Genomic DNA, 18,535 nt, shown 5'->3' with positions numbered 1-18,535 from the left:
CAACCAGCTGTACATGCCGTCCGGTGCGTCGGCCGAGCGGAGCAAGGACGCCGCGTATCGAGGTCGCGGCGTCAGACCAGGCGGTTGCCGCTCGACGGATCGAACAGGTGGACCGCCTTGTCGGCCTGGCGCAACCGGATACTCTCGCCGCGCTTGGCCGGTGACCGTTCCGCCGAACGCGCGACCATGACCATCGGTTCGCCGTCGAGGTTCTTCACCGACTGGTCGGCGAGGTTGGCGTAGATGTAGGTCTCGCTGCCGAGCTCTTCCAGCAGTGCGACCTCCGCCTCGATGCCGGTGCCGCCGTCGGCGAGGGCCAGGTGCTCGGGGCGGATGCCGACGATCACCGAGTCGAGACCGGAACGACGCAGGGCCGCCTCGGTTTCGGCATCGATGTCCACCGTGCCACCGGAGATGGCGATGGTGCCGTCGATGACGGGTGCGGTGAACAAATTCATCCCGGGCGAGCCGATGAACCCGGCGACGAAGGCGTTTACCGGCTTGTCGTAGAGATCGGTCGGAGTCGAGAACTGCTGCAGCTGACCGTTCTTCAGCACCGCGACCCGATCACCCATGGTCATGGCCTCGACCTGGTCGTGGGTGACATAGACCGTCGTGGTACCGAGTCGACGCTGCAGCGCGGCGATCTGGGTGCGGGTCTGGACGCGCAGTTTGGCGTCGAGGTTCGACAGCGGCTCGTCCATGCAGAAGACCTGCGGTTCACGCACGATCGCGCGTCCCATCGCCACACGCTGGCGCTGACCGCCGGAGAGCTTGGCCGGCTTGCGGTCGAGGAAATCGGTGAGGTCGAGCAGTTTGGCGGCCTCGGCGACCTTGCGCTTGCGCTCCTCGAGGGGCACGCCGCGCATCTTCAGTGCGAAACCCATGTTCTCCCCGACGGTCTTGTTCGGGTAGAGGGCGTAGTTCTGGAAGACCATGGCGATGTCGCGGTCCTTGGGCGCGACGCCGACCATGTTGTCACCGCCGATGCGGATCTGGCCGGAGTCGATCTCCTCCAGTCCGGCCAGCATGCGCAGGGCGGTGGACTTGCCGGAACCCGACGGTCCGACGAGGACGACGAACTCGCCGTCGTTGATGTCGAGGTCGAGGGAGTCGACGGCCAGCTTGTCCGCGCCCGGGTAGACGCAGCAGGCCTTGTCGTAGGTGATGGAAGCCATGATGTTCTCCGGTTCTCTCTCAGAGGTTTTCGAGTCGGTGGGTGCGGGCCGCGGTCACTTGATGGCACCAAACGAAAGGCCGCGGACCAGCTTGTTCTGCGCGATCCAGCCGCAGATGACGACCGGCAGCGCGGCGAGGACGGATGCGGCGGACAGCTGCGCCCAGTAGAGGCCCTGTCCGGACATGAAACCGGTCAGGAACACCGGCATCGTCTGTGCGTTGACCGCGGTCATGTTGACGGCGAAGAAGAATTCGTTCCACGAGAAGATCACGCAGATCAGGGCGGTGGCGGCGATCCCCGGCGAGATCAGCGGGAGGATGACCTCCCGCACCGACGTCCAGAGGCTCGCGCCGTCGATGCTGGCGGCCTCGAGCAGTTCGCCGGGCACCTCGAGGAAGAAGGACCTCATCATCCACACGGCGATCGGAAGATTCATCGCGGTGTAGAGGATCACCAGCGTCCAGATGTTGTCGAGCATGCCGATCTCGCCGACGATCACATACAGCGGGATGATCGCCGCGACGATCGGCAGCATCTTGGTGCTGATGAAGAAGAACAGGGCGTCCTTGGTCTTTCGCACCGGCCGCAGCGACAGGGCGAATGCGGCGGGCACGCCGAGCAGCAGCACCAGGATGGTCGAGACGATCGTCGCGAACAGCGAATTGAGCAGCGGTGTCGCGATTCCCGCGTCGAAGACGTCGCGGAACTGTTGCAGCGTCGGCTCGAAGAAGAAGGTCGGCGGGTTGGTGGCCGCGTCGCTCTCCTGCTTGAACGCGGTCAGGACCATCCACAGGACGGGAAAGAAGAATCCGATCGCGATGATCCAGGTGACCGCGGTCAGCAGACCCTGCCGGGGATTGCGGTGTCGCCGGATCTTGTTGCCGGACTGCTGTTCTGCGGGTTCCGCTGCGGTGCGGTCGGGGCGGATGTCGGTGCTCATCAGGCCGGCTCCTCTGTTCCGGAGAATGATTTGAAGATCAGACGCAGCGCCAGTGTGGCGACCACGATCGTGCCGACCACCGTCACGACACCCATCGCGGCGGCCTGACCGATGTCGAAGCCGAGGAAGGCGCGTTGGTAGATGTAGTACGAGAGGTTCGAGCTCGAGACCCCTGGGCCACCCGAGGTCATCATGTACACGGCGTCGAAGGTGTTGACCAGGTAGATCGCGCCGAGGACGGCGCCCAGTTCGATGAACCGCCGCAGGTGCGGGAGCGTCAGCTCACGGAACAGCCGGAAGCTGGTCGCACCGTCGACGCGGGCGGCCTCCTGGACGTCGCGGGGCATCGACTGCAGTCCGGCGAGGATCAGCAGCATCATGAACGGCGTCCACTGCCAGACCAATTCGGCCATGACACTCATGAGCGGGAACTCCGAGAGCCAGTCCACCTTGACGCCGAACGGGCTCAGCATCCAGTTGACCAGGCCGTTGGTCGGCGACAGCAGGCTCGTCTTCCACAGCAATGCCGCCGCCACCGGGGTCACCAGGAACGGGGTGATCAGCAGGGTCCGAACCACGCCCCGTCCCAGGAACTTCCGGTCCAGCAACAGAGCGAAGATCAGTCCGAGGATCACCGAGATCAGCACCGTGCCCACGATCAGCAGGATCGTGTTGACGGTGACCCGCCAGAACTGGCTGTCACCGAAGACCGCGACGTAGTTGTCGAGGCCGACGAACGCCCGGGAGTCGGGACGGACGAGGTTCCACGACTGGGTCGAGTAATACAGGGTGAACACGAACGGGACCTGCGTGACCACGATCATGAAGATCAGGGCCGGCAGCAGGGGTCCGCGCCGGCGCCACCCCTCCGCCCGCGAGATGCGGTCGCGGGATGACGTCAGTGGTGTCCGCTCGGGCGAGGATTCCTCGGGCGAGCGCGTCGAGACTGCGGTGGCCATGATCACTGCTCCCTCTGGTAGGACTTGCCGACGACCTCGGCATACTCCTGGGACTGGGCCAACGCGTCCTTGACGCTGATCTGTCCGGCGATGGCCGCCGAGATCTGTTGGCTGACACGGGTACCGAGATCCTGGAATTCAGGGATCGCGAGGAACTGCACCCCGGTGTAGGGCACCGGCTGCAGCGTGGGCTTCAGCTGGTCGGCGGACTGCATCGAGGTCAACGTCTGCTCGGCGAACGGCTTCGCGAGCTCCTTGTACGCGGGCAGTTCGTAGGTCGACAGTCGGCTGCCCGGCGGAACGTGGCTGGGGCCGAGCTTCTCCGACACGTATTCGATGTAGCTCTTGCTCGTCATCCAGCGGATGAACGACCACGCCTCGTCCTGATGCTTGCTGCTCGTGGGGATGCCGAGCGACCAGGTGTAGAGCCAGCCGTTGTCCTGCTTGGCCATGCTCGGGGCGGGGAGGTAGCCGACGTCGCCGGCGATCGACGAGGTCTCGGGACTCTCGAGGACCGAGACCGCCGACGTGGCGTCGTACCACATGGCGACCTGCCCCTGGGACAGGAGATTTCCGCATTCCTGGAAGCCCGACGACGATGCGCCGGCCTCACCGTGGTTGCGGACGGTGTCGACGTAGAACTGTACGGCTGCCTCGACTTCCGGGCTGTCGAGCTGCGCGTTCCACTCCTCGTCGTACCAGCGGCCACCGAAGGCGTTGATGACGGTGTTGAGCGGAGCGAGCACCTCACCCCAGCCGGGCTTGCCACGCAGGCAGATCCCCGCGGTGCGGTCGTTGTCGAGCTTCTTCGCGACCTCCGCAACCTCGGGCCAGGTCGGGTTCGGCGGTAGGGAGACCCCGGCCTGCTCGAAGAGCTTCTTGTTGTACATCAGGAACGACGACTCGCCGTAGAATGGCGCCGAGTACATCGACCCATCATGTGACAGCGCGGTTTTCAGCGTCGGGATGAAGTCGTCGGCGTCGTATTCGGGATCGGCGTCCATGTAGGGACTGAGGTTGACCAGCCAGCCGTACTCACCCCACATCGGGGTCTCGTAGTTGCTGATCATCACGACGTCGAACTCGCCGCCGCCGGTGGCGACCGAGGCGGTGATCTTGGCGCGCGCCTCGTTCTCCGAGAGCGTCACGAACTTCACCGAGACACCGGGGTTCTGCTCTTCGAACTGGCCGGACAGCGCGACCGCGTCCTGCATCTGGGAGTTGGAGACCATCGCTACGGTGATCTCGCGCCCGCCTCCGCCGGTGAGTGAGCCGGCGCCGGAACAGCCGGTCATCACCAGCGCCACGGTCGCCACCAGGGCGCCGAGCATCCGGGGTCGGGAGAACTTCATTGTTCACCTTTCTTCTGCAACACAAGCCATTCCGCCGTGGGGACGTCGGTGACCAAGATGGTGGCGTAACCACCGCGGAGAGCACCGAGGATGGACTCCCGCCGATGCTCACCACCGGAGACCAGGATCGAGGTGGGGCAGGCCCGGACCGCGTCGAGGGAGACCGACACCGTCCGGTCCACGAGGCTCGATGCCACCGCGTTTCCTTCTGCGTCGTAGAACCGGCCGCCGATCTCGCCGACCGCGCCCAGCTCGACGAGTTCGTCGAGCACGATCGCGTCGATGAAGGCGCCTTCGAAGAGGGTGGTCGAGGTCGAGACCGAGCCGACTCCGAAGAGCATGACCTGCGCGCCGCGGGCGGCCGAGAGCGACTGCGACAGAATCGAATCGCGGTTGACCGCGGTGACCGTCTCCGGATCGACGTAGAGCGGCGCGACCAGCCGCAGAGGCCGGGCGTGCAGGCGTTCGGAGAAGCGTGAGAGGGCATGGTCGACGCCCGTGTGGTACTCCACCGAGGTCATCGAGCCGTCCATCTGGACGACCCGCTGGCACGAGGCGGCGGCGCCCATCGCGTCGGCGACGGCGACCTGCTCTGGCCCCCAGGTGAATCCGAAGGTGTCTGCGGCCTGGATGCGGCGGGTCAGCACCGATGCGCCGGCCCGCCCCAGTGCGGCGTTGCCGGTGGTCGATCCGTCGGCGATCTCGTCGATGACCAGCACCTCGTCCAGACCGAACGTCTCCTCGACCGCCCGCTCGAGCTCGGTGTGGATCGACGACGACAGATGCGGCGGCGCCGAGACCGACACGTGGACCAGTCCCTGCGCACGGGCACGGGCAACCAACCGACCGGCCGTGGGTCGGGAGACTCCGAGGCGGGCGGCGATCTCCGCCTGCGTCAGGCCTTCGAGGTGATACATCGTCGCGGCGCGGACCAGCAGTCGCAGATCCTGGCCGGCGTCGGTGCCGCGCGGTCCAGCCGCCCGTCCCGACGAACCCTGTTGGTCGTCGGCGGTCTCGGCCGACTGCTTACGAGGTGCCATCGATGGCCTACTCCCGTTCTCTCGTGAGCAGATGCTCACTAGCGGTGAATATGCTCAGTAAGCTAGCATCCTGATGTGACCCACGCAACAACCGATACGAACGTCCCTGACGCTCCACAGGCGATGCGCGCCGGCGTACTACACCCGGACCTCTCGGTCGGCACCGAAACCCGCAGGTCACCACGCCCAGCTCCCGGTGATGTGCTGGTCGCGGTGCGGGCGGTCGGCGTCTGCGGCTCCGATACCCACTACCTGCGTCACGGACGCATCGGGGACTACGTCGTGCGCGAACCGCTCGTCCTCGGCCACGAGGCGTCCGGGGTGATCGTCGCGGTCGGCGACGGAGTGAGCCCCGATCGCATCGGCGAGCGCGTCTCCATCGAGCCGCAACGACCCGATCCGACCACCGCCGAGAGCAAGCGCGGCGACTACCACCTGTGTCCGCGCATGGAGTTCTATGCGACACCGCCGATCGACGGCGCCTTCGCCGAATACGTCACCATCGGGGCCGATTTCGCTCATCCGGTGCCGGCGGAGGTCTCGGACGAGGCCGCAGCACTGTTCGAGCCGTTGTCGGTCGGTATAGCCGCTCTGCGCAAGGCGACTGTTGCGGCCGGTGACTCGATCCTCATCGCCGGCGCGGGACCCATCGGGCTGATGATCGCACAGGTCGCCCGGGCGTCGGGACTGGCACGGATCGTGGTCAGCGAACCCGACGAGCAGCGGCGCAGACGCGCCCAGGACTTCGGCGCGACCGAGGTGATCGCCCCCGATGAGGAGACCGATCCGGTCGATGCCTTCGTCGACGCGAGCGGCGTTGCCGCCGCGGTCCGGGACGGGATGGCCCGCGTGCGACCTGGTGGTCACGTCGTACTCGTCGGAATGGGTTCGGACACAATGGAACTACCGGTCACACTGATCCAGAACCGAGAACTCGTGATGACCGGCGTCTTCCGGTATTCCAACACCTGGCCCACTGCCCTGGCCCTCGTCCGCACCGGCGCCGTGGACCTCGACGCCATGGTCACCGCACGGTTCGGACTCGACGAACTCACCGACGCCCTCAACGCCGACCTCCGGCCCGGGAACATCAAAGCCATCGTCTATCCCGGCATCTCACAGTGGCGCGCCGCCGAACAACAGACAGGAGAAGCTCGCCGATGAGCACCCCGCTGAACGCCGAATCGTTGGCCCGCATCGACGGTGCCGCTGTTCCCGCGTACGACCGCACCGCCGTCACACCCGGCATCGTGCACTTCGGAGTCGGCGCATTCCACCGCGCCCACCAGGCCATGTACCTCGACCGACTGCTCGCGTCGGATCCCGCTGCGAAGGAGTGGGGTATCTGCGGTGTCGGAGTGCGGCCGGCGGATTCCGCCATGCGCGATGTACTCGTCCCCCAGGACGGCCTGTTCACGCTCACGCTGAAGCACCCCAACGGCGACACCGAAACCTCGGTGATCGGGTCGATCGTCGAATATCTGTTCGCGCCGGACGATCCCGGGGCAGTTCTGGACCGCCTCAGCGATCCGGCCACCCGGATCGTGTCGCTGACCGTCACCGAGGGTGGTTACAACTTCTCCCCCACGACCGGCGAGTTCGACGCCGCGAACCCGGACATCGTCGCAGACCTCGAGGGATCGGCACCTCCGAGCACGGTGTTCGGACTGGTCACCGAGGCACTCGCCCGACGCCGCGAACGCGGGATCCCGTCGTTCACCGTCATGTCCTGCGACAACATCCAGGGCAACGGACACATGGCCCGGTCGACATTCCTCGCCTACGCCCGGCTCCGCGACGAGGCCCTCGCCGACTGGATCGAGAAGAACACGCGCTTCCCCAACTCGATGGTCGACCGCATCACTCCCGCGACGCCCCCCGATCTCACCGACGAGGTCGCAGCCCGCACCGGGATCGCCGACGCGTGGCCGGTCGTCGCCGAACCCTTCACCCAGTGGGTCCTCGAGGACGACTTCTCGATGGGCCGCCCCGGCCTCGAGACGGTGGGCGTGCAGGTGGTCGACGACGTGATCCCCTACGAACTGATGAAACTGCGGTTGCTCAACGCCGGCCATCAGGCGCTGTGCTACTTCGGATATCTGCTCGGTTACCGCTACGTCCACGATGCAGCGTCGGATGACGACATCCGAACCCTGCTGAGGCGCTACATGATCGAGGAAGGTCGCACGACGCTGCAGGAGATGCCCGGTGTCGACGTCGAGTCCTACATCGACACACTGCTCGAGCGCTTCGCCAACCCGGCCATCGCCGACACCATCGCCCGGTTGTGCCAGGATTCTTCGGACCGCATCCCGAAGTGGCTGCTGCCGGTGATCCGCGAACGGTTGGCGTCCGGTCAGCGTAGTGAACTGGCGGCGGCCGTCGTCGCCAGCTGGACCCGATACGCCGAGGGCACCGACGAACAGGGTGAACCCATCGACGTCGTCGATTCCCTGGCCGCGGAGCTCGTTCCGCGGGCCAAGCGCTCGCGCACCGACCCACTGGCGTTCGTCGCCGACCGCGACTTGTTCGGGACTCTCGCCGACGAGGAAGGATTCACGACGCCGTACCTGGCCGCGCTGGATTCGCTGCGCACCAAGGGGGCTCGCGCCACACTCACCGAGCTGCTGTCATGACCCTGGTCGCCGGGATCGATTCGTCCACCCAGTCCTGCAAGGTCGTCGTCTGCGAGGCCGAGACCGGGACCGTCGTCCGGTCGGCGAGCGCAGCACACCCGGCCGGCACCCAGGTACACCCCGACCGGTGGTGGGATGCCCTGTGCGAGGCCGTCTCCGCCGCGGGCGGGTTCGACGACGTGGCCGCGGTGTCGGTCGCAGGGCAGCAGCACGGGATGGTGTGCCTCGACGCCTCCGGGCGAGTGGTGCGAGATGCCCTGTTGTGGAACGACGTCCGATCGGCGTCGAGCGCCGCCGACCTGGTCGACGACCTCGGCGGTCCGGGAGCATGGGCAGAGGCGGTCGGCGTGGTCCCGGTCGCCGCCATCACCGCCGCGAAACTGCGCTGGCTCGCCGACAACGAACCCGGGAACGCCGACGCGACTGCCGCGGTGTGCCTCCCCCACGACTGGCTCACCTGGCGACTCCGCGGGAGCACCGACATCACGGAGCTGACCACCGACCGCAGCGATGCATCGGGAACCGGCTACTTCGACGCCGCATCCGGTGAGTACCGCAAAGACTTGTTGGAACTGGCTTTTCGCGGTCGAAGCCCGCAACTGCCGACCGTCGTCGGAGCGGGTGACCGGGCAGGAACCACCGCCGCCGGGGTGGTCGTCGGCCCCGGTGCCGGAGACAACGCGGCCGCGGCCCTCGGACTCCACGCCCGACGCGGCGACGCCGTGGTGTCCCTCGGGACGTCGGGCGTGGTGTGTGCCGTTTCGGACACCGCGCCCAATGATCCCGCCGGCCTGGTCGCCGGTTTCGCCGATGCCACCGGTCGGCACCTGCCGCTGGTGTGCACCCTCAACGGTGCACCGGTGCTGGCGTCGACGGCGAAGATGCTCGGCGTCGACTTCGACGAGTTCGCACGGCTCGCCACGTCCGCCGAAGCGGGTTCCGGGGGACTGACGATGGTGCCGTGGTTTGCGGGCGAACGCTCCCCCAATCTCCCGGATGCCACCGGGACCCTCATCGGCATCACGGCAGACAATTTCGGTCCTGCGTCGATCGCGCGCGCCGCGGTCGAGGGGCTCATCTCGTCCCTGGTGTTCTGCCGGGAGAAGATCGAGGAACAGGGCGTGCGCGTCGACCGCATCCTCCTGACCGGGGGCGGCGCGAAATCGGCTGCGGTGCGGGCGATTGCGCCGGCGCTCTTCGGAGGCGAGGTCGAGGTCCCCGCGGACGGCGAGCACGTGGCACTCGGCGCCGCCCGCCAGGCCGTGTGGGCGCTGACCGGCGACCTGCCGGAGTGGACGGTTGCGCGCGAAACGCTCACCGCGGCAGAAACTCCCGAGGTGTATGCCCGATACCGCGAGATCGCAAAAATGGTTGCCAATTCCGCTCTCTGAGGAACCGGATCTGGCGCCACCGCCCTCGCTCCCTGAGGTGCGAGGAGCGCAAGCGACGAGCCTCGAAGGGCTCGCGACTTCCGCTGCTACGCAACCACGTTCCGGAGCGATGTCACACGCGACGTCGCTTCGGCTGACCACGCGACAACCACGCAACTGACCTCGATACGCGGCGTCCGAGCTTCGCTCGGTCGACGCACTCGGCCAGCGGACAGGAAGGGCTCGCGAGTTCCCGCGAACCCGCGCGGACTCGACCGCCGCGGGTGGACGATGGGAGTCGATGCTCCGACGGCGGGAGAAGCGATGGTCGACTGGGATGGTGCGCGGTACGCGGAGGTGAGCGGGCTCCAGCGCATGGTCGCCGAGGAGTCGATTTCCGGTCTCACGCTGGCCGGGAACGAACGTCTCCTCGACGTCGGGTGCGGGGACGGGTTCATCACGATGCTGCTAGCGGAGCGGCTCCCCGAGGGGTCGGTGGTCGGCGTCGACGCCTCGCACCGGATGATCGACCGCGCCCTGGCGCGGGTGCCGTCCGACCTGCTGCGCGTCCAGTTCCACGTCGACGACGTACTGTCGTTGCCGTTCGACGCAGATTTCGATCTCGCGGTCTCCTTCAACGTCCTGCACTGGGTGCACGACCAAGGGGAGGCGTTGCGACAGATCGCGCGGAGCCTCGTCGACGGCGGGCGTGCCGTGTTGCAGATGGTCTGCGCGACCGACCGGCCGAGTATCGAGGACATCGCCATGCAGGTCGCGGCCGATCCGCGTTGGGCCGGCAGTTTCGAGGGGTTCAGCGCACCGTATGAGCATGCGGAGCCCGCCCGTTTCGGTGAGCTGGCGGCCGCGGCCGGTTTCTCCGTCGATGACCTGACGATGAAGGACCTGTCCTGGCAGTTCGATTCGGTCGAGGACTTCCGTGCCTGGTTCGCCGTCGGATCGCCCGACTGGACGAGCCGTCTCCCCGAGTCGGAGGCCGACCGGTTCGTCGCCGAGGTGGTCGAGAAGTACCAGTCGGTGGTCGGCGAGCCCGCGCTCTTCCGCTTCGGCCAGCTACGGGCCTCACTCACCAAGCCCGCCGGCCATTGACCAGAGCACAAAAACGGGCGGGCCACCTTGTTCAGGTGGTCCGCCCGCTCGCACCCTGAGCGATCAGGGAATGTAGTTGAAGGTGTCCGGATCGGGACCGATGCGCTCGTCGGCGTTGAGTCCCTCGATCGCCGCGACCTCGTCGTCGGACAGTTCGAAGTCGAAGAGCGCGAAGTTCTCCTCGACGCGGGCCCGCGTCACCGACTTGGGGAAGACGATGTCGCCGCGCTGGATGTGCCACCGGAGCGTGACCTGGGCGGCCGAGCGTCCCTTGGCCTCCGCGATCTTGGTGATGACCGGGTCGTCGACAACCTTGCCCTGCGCGATCGGCGACCATGCCTCGGTCGCGATTCCGTGCTGAGAGTTGAACGCGCGCAACGGGTTCTGCGACAGGTACGGGTGCACCTCGATCTGGTTCACAGCGGGGACCACGTCGGTTTCGGCGAAGAGTCGCTCGAGGTGGGACTGCTCGAAGTTCGAGACACCGATGGCACGGGCCTTGCCGTCGGCGTATGCCTTCTCCAGGGCCTTCCACGTCTGTACGTAGTCGCCCACCTCGGGGAGCGGCCAGTGGATCAGGAACAGGTCGACCTGGTCGACGCCGAGATCGGCGTTGGTCTTGTCGAGCGCCTTGAGCGCGTCGTCGAAGTCGTGGAATCCGTTGTTGAGCTTGCTGGTGATGAAGACTTCGTCGCGAGCGAGCCCGGAGTCGCGCAGTGCTTCGCCGACGCCCTTCTCGTTGCCGTACATCTCGGCGGTGTCGATATGCCGGTAGCCGACCTCGAAGGCGGTCAGCGTGGCCGCCCTCGTGTCCTCCGGCGGCACCTGGAACACGCCGAATCCCAACTGCGGGATGGTGACTCCGTTGTTGAGCGTGATGTTGGGGACTGTCATATGCGATCCGTCCTTTCGTTGGGCGAGACGAGGGCGTATCTCGTCATCGGGTCTGTGGGACTGCGCACCCGATCCCGGGAGCGCCGCACGACCATGTTCAGGTTCAAGGCCTCCGGCCACCCCGGATATTCCTGTCCACACCCTGCACCGTTGTGACCTGGCGTTCTCGATGAACCGCTGACACGGCCGGGGCCCACCCGGTCTCGCGACCCGGCCAATCCGTACGGTTCTCGTCACCGCCGGGATGACGACGCTGGTCTTCACCATCATCCGGACCGATGTCGTCGGCTGGGGTTCACCGGCCACCGTCGGCACGCTGGTCGCGGCCACCGTCGGCACGCTGGTCGCGGCCGCCGTCCTCCTGGCCGGACTCCTGGTCGCCGAGCGGACCACGCACCGTCGGTGGCAATGGGGTGGCTGCAGGTGTTGCCGTGCATCGCCGGGCTGGTTGCCGTGCTCGCATCTGGTGACGATTAACAGGCGTCGATGCAAGCTGCGTGAAATCCGTTTCGCCCTCCGGACCTGGCCATCTGCGCCGAAATCGGTCGAATTCGTCACTCACCGTTTCCCAGGACGCGTTTTCTGTGCCACACTTGGCGGGCGGTCATCAGTTTTGGTGGCTGCTGAACTGAAGAAGGAAGTACAGCAGTATGGCACAGGGAACCGTCAAGTGGTTCAACGGCGAAAAGGGCTTCGGCTTCATCGCACCCGACGATCAGGGCGCCGATGTTTTCGTCCACTACTCTTCGATCACCGGTAGCGGCTTCCGCAACCTCGAAGAGAACCAGCGCGTCGAATTCGACGTGGAGCAGGGCCAGAAGGGCCCCCAGGCAACCAACGTCAGCGCGCTCTAAGCACACCTGACTTCACGAAGCGCCTCATCCGGCTCCGGCCAGATGGGGCGCTTCGTCGTTTCCGCGGTCTGCGCAAATCGGCTGCTGCGCAGCTTCTTTCGCTACCGAAGTGCGCGCGGGAGACGGGACACCGGGACGACGCCCGTACCCTCGAGGGTCGCCGAGGACAGGATTCCGACGACGCGTCCCCGGCTGTCCCGGACACCCGCGCCGCTGTCGCCCGACTCCGAACGCAAGCTCGTCTGAACCGAAAACGAGTCGTGGCTCGTCAGGAACGGCGGTGCGAGCGAGAAGCCGTGCGAGGTGCGCAGGACCTCTGCCGGATCGGTGACCTTGCCGGTTCCATAGCCCGTGGTGATACCCGACTTCCAGACCAGCTGTCCCCGGTGGAACTTCGCATCCCAGTCCACCGTGTCGATCCGGGCCGAGGTACGCGGAGCCAATCCGACGACCGCGATGTCGAGCCGTTGGCCGATGCGATTGGCGGTGATCGTCCCGATCTTCTTTCCCGTGCGGTCGTGGACGGCCCGGCCCACGGCCCCGCAGTGTCCCGCGGTCAGCGCCTTCTTGGCGGAGATGACCGCACCGAGCGTGCAGCTGTTCGAGGTCAGGACCGTGTCGTCGATGCTGATCGCCATCCCCGACCGCACCGTCGGCGTGGCCGCGTCCGCCACCACCGCAGGCGTCGTGACCAGAGCCGCCGAGGCACCCAGCGCCGTCAACGCACGAAATCGCATCCCCATACTTCCTCCCCAGGCAACCTGCTCAGCCTAACCGGGCCGGGACCTTCCGCGCCGGGGAGTGCCGCGCTCACCCGAAACCCGCCCCGCCCGCTGTAACCCACGACACAATGGGACCATGGGCGGTCTCCGTCGGGGGAGCGGCCATGGGACACCGATGCTCGGAGCACACCGAACGGCGCGGTGTCGACGACGATGACGTGAGGGTGATGCAGATGTCCGATCCCGTTCTGGTCCTGACCAAGGCGCGTACGTCGTGCGAGATGCATGCGGTCAAGGACTGGGCCGCAACCGCCTACCCGGACGCCGAGGTCCGGCAGGGTGCCGACGTCGATTTCGACGAACTGTCGCCGAACACCCTCCTCGTGCCGGTGCGTCCGGTGTGGCTCCCCGCGGTCCGCCAGGGCGAGCGGCGGGTGACCCTCGGCGACGTCCTGGTGCTGTCGAACCCCCGGCGCCCGCTCGGCCTCATGCAGCCGATCATCCGCAGACGCCGCCCCGACGCCCTACGCGTGGTGGCCGGGGAACCCGCCACCATTGCCGAACTCCGCGAACGGCATGCACGCGATCAGGCCGAGGGCGAACCCTTCGACCAGTACGTCCGGATCGCGGCGTCGGTCTCCGCCGAACGTGCCGAACGCCAGATCGTCGGCGATCGGTACAAGGTCCCGCGCCTGGTGGCCGAACAGATCAGCAGTTCGGCCAGATTCCAGAGCGGTGCCGCCAAACTCGCCGCCGAACTCGGCCGGCCCACGGATGCGGTCGTGTCCGAGGCAACCGACAAGCTGTCGGGGTTCGTCGCCACCCAGAGCCGGCTGATGGACGACATCTTCTCGGCGACGTTCAACCGGCTGCACGAGCGCGCCTGGAACGTCACGGTCGACGTCGACACCCTGAACTCCCTACGGACCCTGAACAAGTCGACCGGCCTGGTCTTCCTTCCCTCGCACCGCTCCTACGTCGACCCGTTGGTCTTGGCAACGGTGCTGCGCAACAACGACTTCCCACCGAACCTCGTGCTGGGTGGCAACAATCTGTCGTTCTGGCCGGTGGGACCTGTGGCCCGCCGCGCGGGGATGATCTTCATCCGCCGCAAGTTCGGGTCGGACCCGGTCTACAAGTTCGCGATGCGTTCCTACCTGGCCTACATCATCGAGAAGCGGTTCAACCTCGAGTGGTACATCGAGGGTGGTCGCAGCCGAACGGGCAAGCTGCGCAAGCCGATGCTCGGACTGTTGAACTATGTCGTCGACGCCGCAAGCCAGCTCGACGACGCCGATGTGACGATCGTGCCGACGTCGATCGTGTACGACCAGCTGCAGGAGGTCGGCGCGATCGCCGCAGAGGACGCGGGCGGCGTCAAGAAGCCCGAGGGCGTCGGCTGGCTGTTGCGCTACGCCAAGGCCCAGCGCAGCTATCTCGGCGAGGCGAGAGTTCGTTTCGGTACGCCGATCTCGCTGAAGCAGGCGCTGGACGAGGCCGGCGACGGACCTGCGCGTCTGGAGAAGGTCGCCTTCCGGGTGATGGACGAGATCAATTCGGCCACGCCGATCACCGCGACCTCGCTGGTCGGTTTCGCCGCGCTGGGTGCGCAGGATCGGGCGTACACGCTGCGGGAGATCGAGGCCGTCCTCGCTCCCCTGCTCGACTACATCGACCGCCGTGGCCTCCCCGGACCCGATCCAGCACTGTGCCGCGGCGTCGGGCTCGTCCGGACGCTGCGGGTGCTGGCCGGCAACGGCGTGGTGACCTGTTACGAGGGCGGTTCGGAGCCGGTCTGGTCCGTCGTTCCCGAGAACCGCGCCGTCGCCGCGTATTACCGCAACGGCGCGCTACATCATTTCGTCGACCGCGCGATCGTCGAGATGGGTCTGCTGGCGCTGGCCGAGGGCGAGGTCAAAGCCGGCAGCACCCCGATCCGGAGCAACCATGTCGGTTCTCCGCCGGCACCGGACGAGGAACTGCTGACCGCAGCGCAGCGCGAGGCCCTACGAATCCGCGATCTCCTGAAGTTCGAGTTCTTCTTCCCGCCCAAGACCGAATACCTGCACCGACTCGGCATCGAACTCGATCTCCTCGCCCCCGGCTGGCGAGCGGTCACCCCCACCCAGGAGTGGACCTACGAAGTGCTGCACGGCCACACGGGAGCACTCTTCGCGCGACGCACACTCCAGACCTTCTTCGACGCCCAGCTCGTGGTCGCGACCAAGCTGGTGGAACTGGGCAACACCGCCCAGGAGAAGGATGCCCTGATCGCCGACTGCCTCGGACTCGGACGCCAACTGGCGTTGCAAGCCGTTCTGCGCAGCAAGGATTCGGTGTCGAAGGATCTCTACGACGGGGCTTACCGCCTGGCCGACAACCGCGGCCTCATCCACGGCGAGGACATCGTGGATCTCCGGGCCGCCCGTCAGGACTGGCTCGACGAGGTCGAACTCATGCGGGATCGGCTCGCGCGGATCGCCGCGATCGAGGACCTGCAGCCCGTCGTCGCCGGCGAGGAGGAGCAGTGAGCGCCTTCACCGATCGCATGCGGGCCATCCGTTCCGCGCCGACGGGCAAGAAGGTGGCCGCCCTCTTCGACTACGACGGCACGCTGATCGAGGGGTTCTCCGCCGCAGCCATCATGCGGGCGCGGCTGCGCAGCATGGACTTCGGGTTCGGGGAGCTCGCCGACTTCCTGGTGATCGGACTCCGCGGTGTCATGTCCGAACAGGACTACGCCGAGGTCCTGGCGGCCACGCGGCCGACCTTCGCGGGCAAGACCTACGCCGAGCTCATCGCCTTCGGTGAGCACTTGTTCAAATACGAGACCGCGGCCAAGCTGCGTCCCCAGATGTGGCAGATCCTGCGTGCGCATCGCGAGATGGGGCACACCATCGTGATCGCGTCGTCGGCGACCCGCTTCCAGATCGAACCGATCGCGCGCGAGATCGGTGCGGACTTCGCGCTCGCGACCGACGTGGAGGTCGTCGACGGGGTGGTCACCGGGAACATCAAGGGACGCCCTCTCTGGGGTCCCGGCAAGGCAGCCGCCGTCCGGGAGTTGGCTCGCGCGAACGACATCGACCTCGACGCGTCCTTCGCCTACAGCGACGGCAACGAGGACATCCCGTACCTGGAGTCGGTGGGCAACCCGGCGGCGATCTCGCCGCGCCGAATCCTGCGGGCGGAGGCCGAAGCCCGCGGCTGGCCGATCATCGACCTGAAGAACCCCACTTATAACCGCCTCGGATCGCTGGCCCGGACCGGCGCGTTCTACGGCTCGTTCGTCGCCTCCGCCGCCGTCGGTGCGGCCGCGGGCCTGATCCGCCGCGATCCGCACGCGCTCGTCGAGGCACTCCCCACCGGTAACGACATCGGATTGTCCCTCGCCGGCGTCCACGTCCAGGTCCTCGAGGGCGGCGAGTACCTCTTCTCCGATCGACCCTGCGTCTTCCTGTTCAACCATCAGTCGAAGCTCGACCTGCCGGTCATGATCAATCTGGTTCGCACCGACGCGACCGGCGTCGCCAAGAAGGAAGTGCAACGGGTCCCGGTGCTCGGCGAGATCCTGCGCCAGGCCGGCCTCGTTTTCATCGACCGGGCCGACCGGGGTAAAGCGATCGAACAGCTGGCACCGGCGGTCAAAGCATTGCGCGAGGACGGCCTGTCGCTGGTCGTCTCACCGGAGGGGACCCGATCTCCGACGCCACGGATCGGGCCGTTCAAGAAGGGACCGTTCCACATCGCCATGCAGGCCGGCGTCCCGATCGTCCCCGTCGTGTTGCGCAACACCGGTGAATTGATGTGGCGCGGTGCGCAACTCATCCGGCCCGGTACGGTCGAGGTGATGGTTCTGCCGCCCATAGACACCAGCGACTGGACGGCTGACGAGATCGGCGCCCGCGCCGAGGAGGTTCGCCAGATGTATGTCACGGCGCTCGCCGACTGGCCGCTGGAGTCGTTTGTCGACGACTCGGTGGAGTCACTGCGCACACCGTCTCACGAGGAGGACTGACGATGGCCGACGACGCTGATCTCACCGCAGGCGCCGACCGCCCCCTGGACTGGGCGAGCGATCCCCACATGAGCGCGGTGGACACCATCATGTGGCGCGGCGACACGGATCGTCGTATGCGCGGCACGATCTGCATGCTGGAGATCTACGACTGCGATCCCGACTGGGACCGGTTGGTGGCCGCCCACGAGTGGGCGAGCCGGATGGCACCGCGCTTCCGTCAGCGGGTCGTCGACTCCCCCTTCGGGACCGGAACGCCCAGCTGGGCAGTCGATCCCGACTTCGATCTGCATTACCACCTGCGCCGCATCAGTCTGGGCGGCGACGGCAGCATGCGGGAACTGCTCACCACGTGTGAGCAGCTCGCCATGACCGCGCTCGACGCCGCACGCCCGCCGTGGGAGGGCTACCTGATCGAAGGGTTGCCCGACGGCCGGGCGGCCTACTTCCTCAAGGCGCATCACGCCCTCACCGACGGACTCGGTGCGATTCTCGGCCTGGCGCAGTTGCATTCGCCGACGCGGGAACACAACCCGAGCAAACCGCAACCGCCGAGCCCCGACCCGGTGAACATAACGCCGATCGACCTGATCCAGCGGCAGATCGTCGAGGAGGTCCGCCGGGTACCGCATCGGCTCGACACCACGTTCCGTGGCATCCGTGCGCTGACGAATCCGCGCCAGGCGTTGAGTACCGCTCTGCGCTATGGCCGTTCGGTACCGCGGGTCGCTGGACTCGTCAGCCCGCCGGGTTCTCCGTTGCTGGCTCACCGCAGTCTGTCCTGGCGGTTCAGCGCCTTCGAGGTGCCGTTCGCCGACATGAAGGCCGCGGCGACCGCGGCCCGATCCTCGATCAACGACGTCTACCTCGCCGGGTTGATCGGTGGATTCCGGCTCTACCACGAGAAGATGGGCACGCCCATCGAGACGATGCCGGTGGCCATCCCGATCTCGGTGCGCCGTCCCGAGGATCCCGCCGGCGGCAACCGCATCGCGGTGGGCCGCCTGGCCGGTCCGGTCGGCATAGCCGACCCCTTCGAGCGCGTGCTCACCATCCGGGAGCAGGTCCGGCAGGCCCGCCACGAACCTGCGGTCGACATCTTCAACACCCTCGGCTCGGTGATGGCCTGGCTGCCCGGCACGGTCCTGATGCGGTTCAGCGGCACGACGAGCCAGAACGACCTCCAGGCCAGCAACGTCCCCGGAATCCCCTGGGAGACCTACGTCGCCGGCGCCAAGGTCGAGCGCATGTTCCCGTTCGGCCCGCTGCCCGGTTGCGCCATGATGGCCACGATGATCACCCACAACGGAACCGCCTGTCTCGGGATCAATTCCGACGGAGCCGCCGTCACCGACCAGGAGCTGTTCGCCGAGTGCCTGGTCGCCGGGTTCGGTGAAGTGCTGGCATTGGCCGCCGATGACGACGTCACCCCCGGCGAACTGAAGCGGGTGGTGTGAGGCGCC

Annotated in this window: 15 protein-coding genes; 8 read left to right on the top strand and 7 right to left on the bottom strand. The window is 67.0% G+C overall.

Going from position 1 to position 18,535, the window contains the following annotated elements; translation table 11 throughout:
• Positions 1 to 71 precede the first annotated feature (71 nt).
• From GONAM_RS20220 to GONAM_RS20200, 5 genes are read right to left on the bottom strand one after another with little or no spacing between them, the layout of a single operon-like run.
• Positions 72 to 1,178 carry an ABC transporter ATP-binding protein gene (locus tag GONAM_RS20220; RefSeq protein WP_006868609.1) on the bottom strand — a complete coding sequence of 369 codons (1,107 nt, stop codon included), beginning with the start codon at positions 1,176 to 1,178 and terminating at the stop codon, positions 72 to 74.
• A 54-nt stretch (positions 1,179 to 1,232) separates the two neighbouring features.
• On the bottom strand, positions 1,233 to 2,120 hold the full coding sequence (locus tag GONAM_RS20215; RefSeq protein ID WP_006868608.1) for a carbohydrate ABC transporter permease: 888 nt from the start codon (positions 2,118 to 2,120) through the stop codon (positions 1,233 to 1,235).
• Complete coding sequence (locus GONAM_RS20210) at positions 2,120 to 3,079, bottom strand: carbohydrate ABC transporter permease (RefSeq protein ID WP_035754057.1); 960 nt, start codon at positions 3,077 to 3,079, stop codon at positions 2,120 to 2,122. Before GONAM_RS20210 ends, GONAM_RS20215 begins: the two co-directional genes overlap by 1 nt.
• 2 nt (positions 3,080 to 3,081) lie before the next feature.
• Positions 3,082 to 4,431, bottom strand: coding sequence for an ABC transporter substrate-binding protein (locus tag GONAM_RS20205; RefSeq protein ID WP_006868606.1), 1,350 nt, complete (start codon positions 4,429 to 4,431; stop codon positions 3,082 to 3,084).
• Positions 4,428 to 5,471: a sugar-binding transcriptional regulator gene (locus GONAM_RS20200; protein WP_006868605.1), complete on the bottom strand. Its 1,044-nt coding sequence runs from the start codon at positions 5,469 to 5,471 to the stop codon at positions 4,428 to 4,430. Before GONAM_RS20200 ends, GONAM_RS20205 begins: the two co-directional genes overlap by 4 nt.
• A gap of 123 nt (positions 5,472 to 5,594) precedes the next feature.
• Here GONAM_RS20200 and GONAM_RS20195 point away from each other — a divergent pair, with 123 nt between their 5' ends.
• From GONAM_RS20195 to GONAM_RS20180, 4 genes are all read left to right on the top strand, one after another.
• Positions 5,595 to 6,635, top strand: coding sequence for an NAD(P)-dependent alcohol dehydrogenase (locus GONAM_RS20195; protein ID WP_051992619.1), 1,041 nt, complete (start codon positions 5,595 to 5,597; stop codon positions 6,633 to 6,635).
• On the top strand, positions 6,632 to 8,107 hold the full coding sequence (locus GONAM_RS20190) for a mannitol dehydrogenase family protein (RefSeq protein WP_006868603.1): 1,476 nt from the start codon (positions 6,632 to 6,634) through the stop codon (positions 8,105 to 8,107). The genes GONAM_RS20195 and GONAM_RS20190 overlap by 4 nt, the downstream gene beginning before the upstream one ends.
• Positions 8,104 to 9,498 carry a xylulokinase gene (locus GONAM_RS20185; RefSeq protein WP_006868602.1) on the top strand — a complete coding sequence of 465 codons (1,395 nt, stop codon included), beginning with the start codon at positions 8,104 to 8,106 and terminating at the stop codon, positions 9,496 to 9,498. The genes GONAM_RS20190 and GONAM_RS20185 overlap by 4 nt, the downstream gene beginning before the upstream one ends.
• A 303-nt stretch (positions 9,499 to 9,801) precedes the next feature.
• A complete protein-coding gene (locus GONAM_RS20180; protein WP_006868601.1) occupies positions 9,802 to 10,584 on the top strand; it encodes a class I SAM-dependent methyltransferase in 783 nt (260 codons plus the stop codon).
• Between the two features lie 63 nt (positions 10,585 to 10,647).
• Here GONAM_RS20180 and GONAM_RS20175 read toward each other — a convergent pair whose 3' ends face one another.
• Positions 10,648 to 11,478 carry an aldo/keto reductase gene (locus GONAM_RS20175; RefSeq protein WP_006868600.1) on the bottom strand — a complete coding sequence of 277 codons (831 nt, stop codon included), beginning with the start codon at positions 11,476 to 11,478 and terminating at the stop codon, positions 10,648 to 10,650.
• A 650-nt stretch (positions 11,479 to 12,128) separates the two neighbouring features.
• Between GONAM_RS20175 and GONAM_RS20170 the strand changes: the two genes are divergently transcribed.
• Complete coding sequence (locus GONAM_RS20170; protein ID WP_005193773.1) at positions 12,129 to 12,332, top strand: cold-shock protein; 204 nt, start codon at positions 12,129 to 12,131, stop codon at positions 12,330 to 12,332.
• 101 nt (positions 12,333 to 12,433) lie between these two features.
• Here the strand turns inward: GONAM_RS20170 and GONAM_RS20165 are convergent, their stop codons facing one another.
• A complete protein-coding gene (locus tag GONAM_RS20165) occupies positions 12,434 to 13,075 on the bottom strand; it encodes a trypsin-like serine protease (RefSeq protein ID WP_006868599.1) in 642 nt (213 codons plus the stop codon).
• 206 nt (positions 13,076 to 13,281) lie between these two features.
• Between GONAM_RS20165 and GONAM_RS20160 the strand changes: the two genes are divergently transcribed.
• Genes GONAM_RS20160 through GONAM_RS20150 form a run of 3 tightly spaced genes read left to right on the top strand, consistent with a single transcriptional unit; the run spans position 13,282 to position 18,529 of the window.
• Positions 13,282 to 15,585: a glycerol-3-phosphate 1-O-acyltransferase gene (locus GONAM_RS20160; RefSeq protein ID WP_006868598.1), complete on the top strand. Its 2,304-nt coding sequence runs from the start codon at positions 13,282 to 13,284 to the stop codon at positions 15,583 to 15,585.
• The gene (locus GONAM_RS20155) at positions 15,582 to 17,072 is read left to right on the top strand and encodes an HAD-IB family hydrolase (RefSeq protein ID WP_006868597.1); all 1,491 of its coding nucleotides are present in this window, start codon (positions 15,582 to 15,584) and stop codon (positions 17,070 to 17,072) included. The genes GONAM_RS20160 and GONAM_RS20155 overlap by 4 nt, the downstream gene beginning before the upstream one ends.
• 2 nt (positions 17,073 to 17,074) lie before the next feature.
• Positions 17,075 to 18,529 carry a wax ester/triacylglycerol synthase domain-containing protein gene (locus tag GONAM_RS20150; protein WP_006868596.1) on the top strand — a complete coding sequence of 485 codons (1,455 nt, stop codon included), beginning with the start codon at positions 17,075 to 17,077 and terminating at the stop codon, positions 18,527 to 18,529.
• Positions 18,530 to 18,535: the final 6 nt, after the last annotated feature.

This window comes from Gordonia namibiensis NBRC 108229 (assembly GCF_000298235.1).
Lineage (GTDB): Bacteria > Actinomycetota > Actinomycetes > Mycobacteriales > Mycobacteriaceae > Gordonia > Gordonia namibiensis.
This window is presented reverse-complemented; position numbering and strand designations above follow the sequence as displayed.

Excerpts from the sequence above, each read along its gene's own strand:
- GONAM_RS20220 (WP_006868609.1), bottom strand. The coding sequence starts at position 1,178 with ATGGCTTCCATCACCTACGACAAGGCCTGCTGCGTCTACCCGGGCGCG.
- GONAM_RS20215 (WP_006868608.1), bottom strand. The coding sequence starts at position 2,120 with ATGAGCACCGACATCCGCCCCGACCGCACCGCAGCGGAACCCGCAGAA.
- GONAM_RS20210 (WP_035754057.1), bottom strand. The coding sequence starts at position 3,079 with ATGGCCACCGCAGTCTCGACGCGCTCGCCCGAGGAATCCTCGCCCGAG.
- GONAM_RS20205 (WP_006868606.1), bottom strand. The coding sequence starts at position 4,431 with ATGAAGTTCTCCCGACCCCGGATGCTCGGCGCCCTGGTGGCGACCGTG.
- GONAM_RS20200 (WP_006868605.1), bottom strand. The coding sequence starts at position 5,471 with ATGGCACCTCGTAAGCAGTCGGCCGAGACCGCCGACGACCAACAGGGT.
- GONAM_RS20195 (WP_051992619.1), top strand. The coding sequence starts at position 5,595 with ATGCGCGCCGGCGTACTACACCCGGACCTCTCGGTCGGCACCGAAACC.
- GONAM_RS20190 (WP_006868603.1), top strand. The coding sequence starts at position 6,632 with ATGAGCACCCCGCTGAACGCCGAATCGTTGGCCCGCATCGACGGTGCC.
- GONAM_RS20185 (WP_006868602.1), top strand. The coding sequence starts at position 8,104 with ATGACCCTGGTCGCCGGGATCGATTCGTCCACCCAGTCCTGCAAGGTC.
- GONAM_RS20180 (WP_006868601.1), top strand. The coding sequence starts at position 9,802 with ATGGTCGACTGGGATGGTGCGCGGTACGCGGAGGTGAGCGGGCTCCAG.
- GONAM_RS20175 (WP_006868600.1), bottom strand. The coding sequence starts at position 11,478 with ATGACAGTCCCCAACATCACGCTCAACAACGGAGTCACCATCCCGCAG.
- GONAM_RS20170 (WP_005193773.1), top strand. The coding sequence starts at position 12,129 with ATGGCACAGGGAACCGTCAAGTGGTTCAACGGCGAAAAGGGCTTCGGC.
- GONAM_RS20165 (WP_006868599.1), bottom strand. The coding sequence starts at position 13,075 with ATGGGGATGCGATTTCGTGCGTTGACGGCGCTGGGTGCCTCGGCGGCT.
- GONAM_RS20160 (WP_006868598.1), top strand. The coding sequence starts at position 13,282 with ATGCAGATGTCCGATCCCGTTCTGGTCCTGACCAAGGCGCGTACGTCG.
- GONAM_RS20150 (WP_006868596.1), top strand. The coding sequence starts at position 17,075 with ATGGCCGACGACGCTGATCTCACCGCAGGCGCCGACCGCCCCCTGGAC.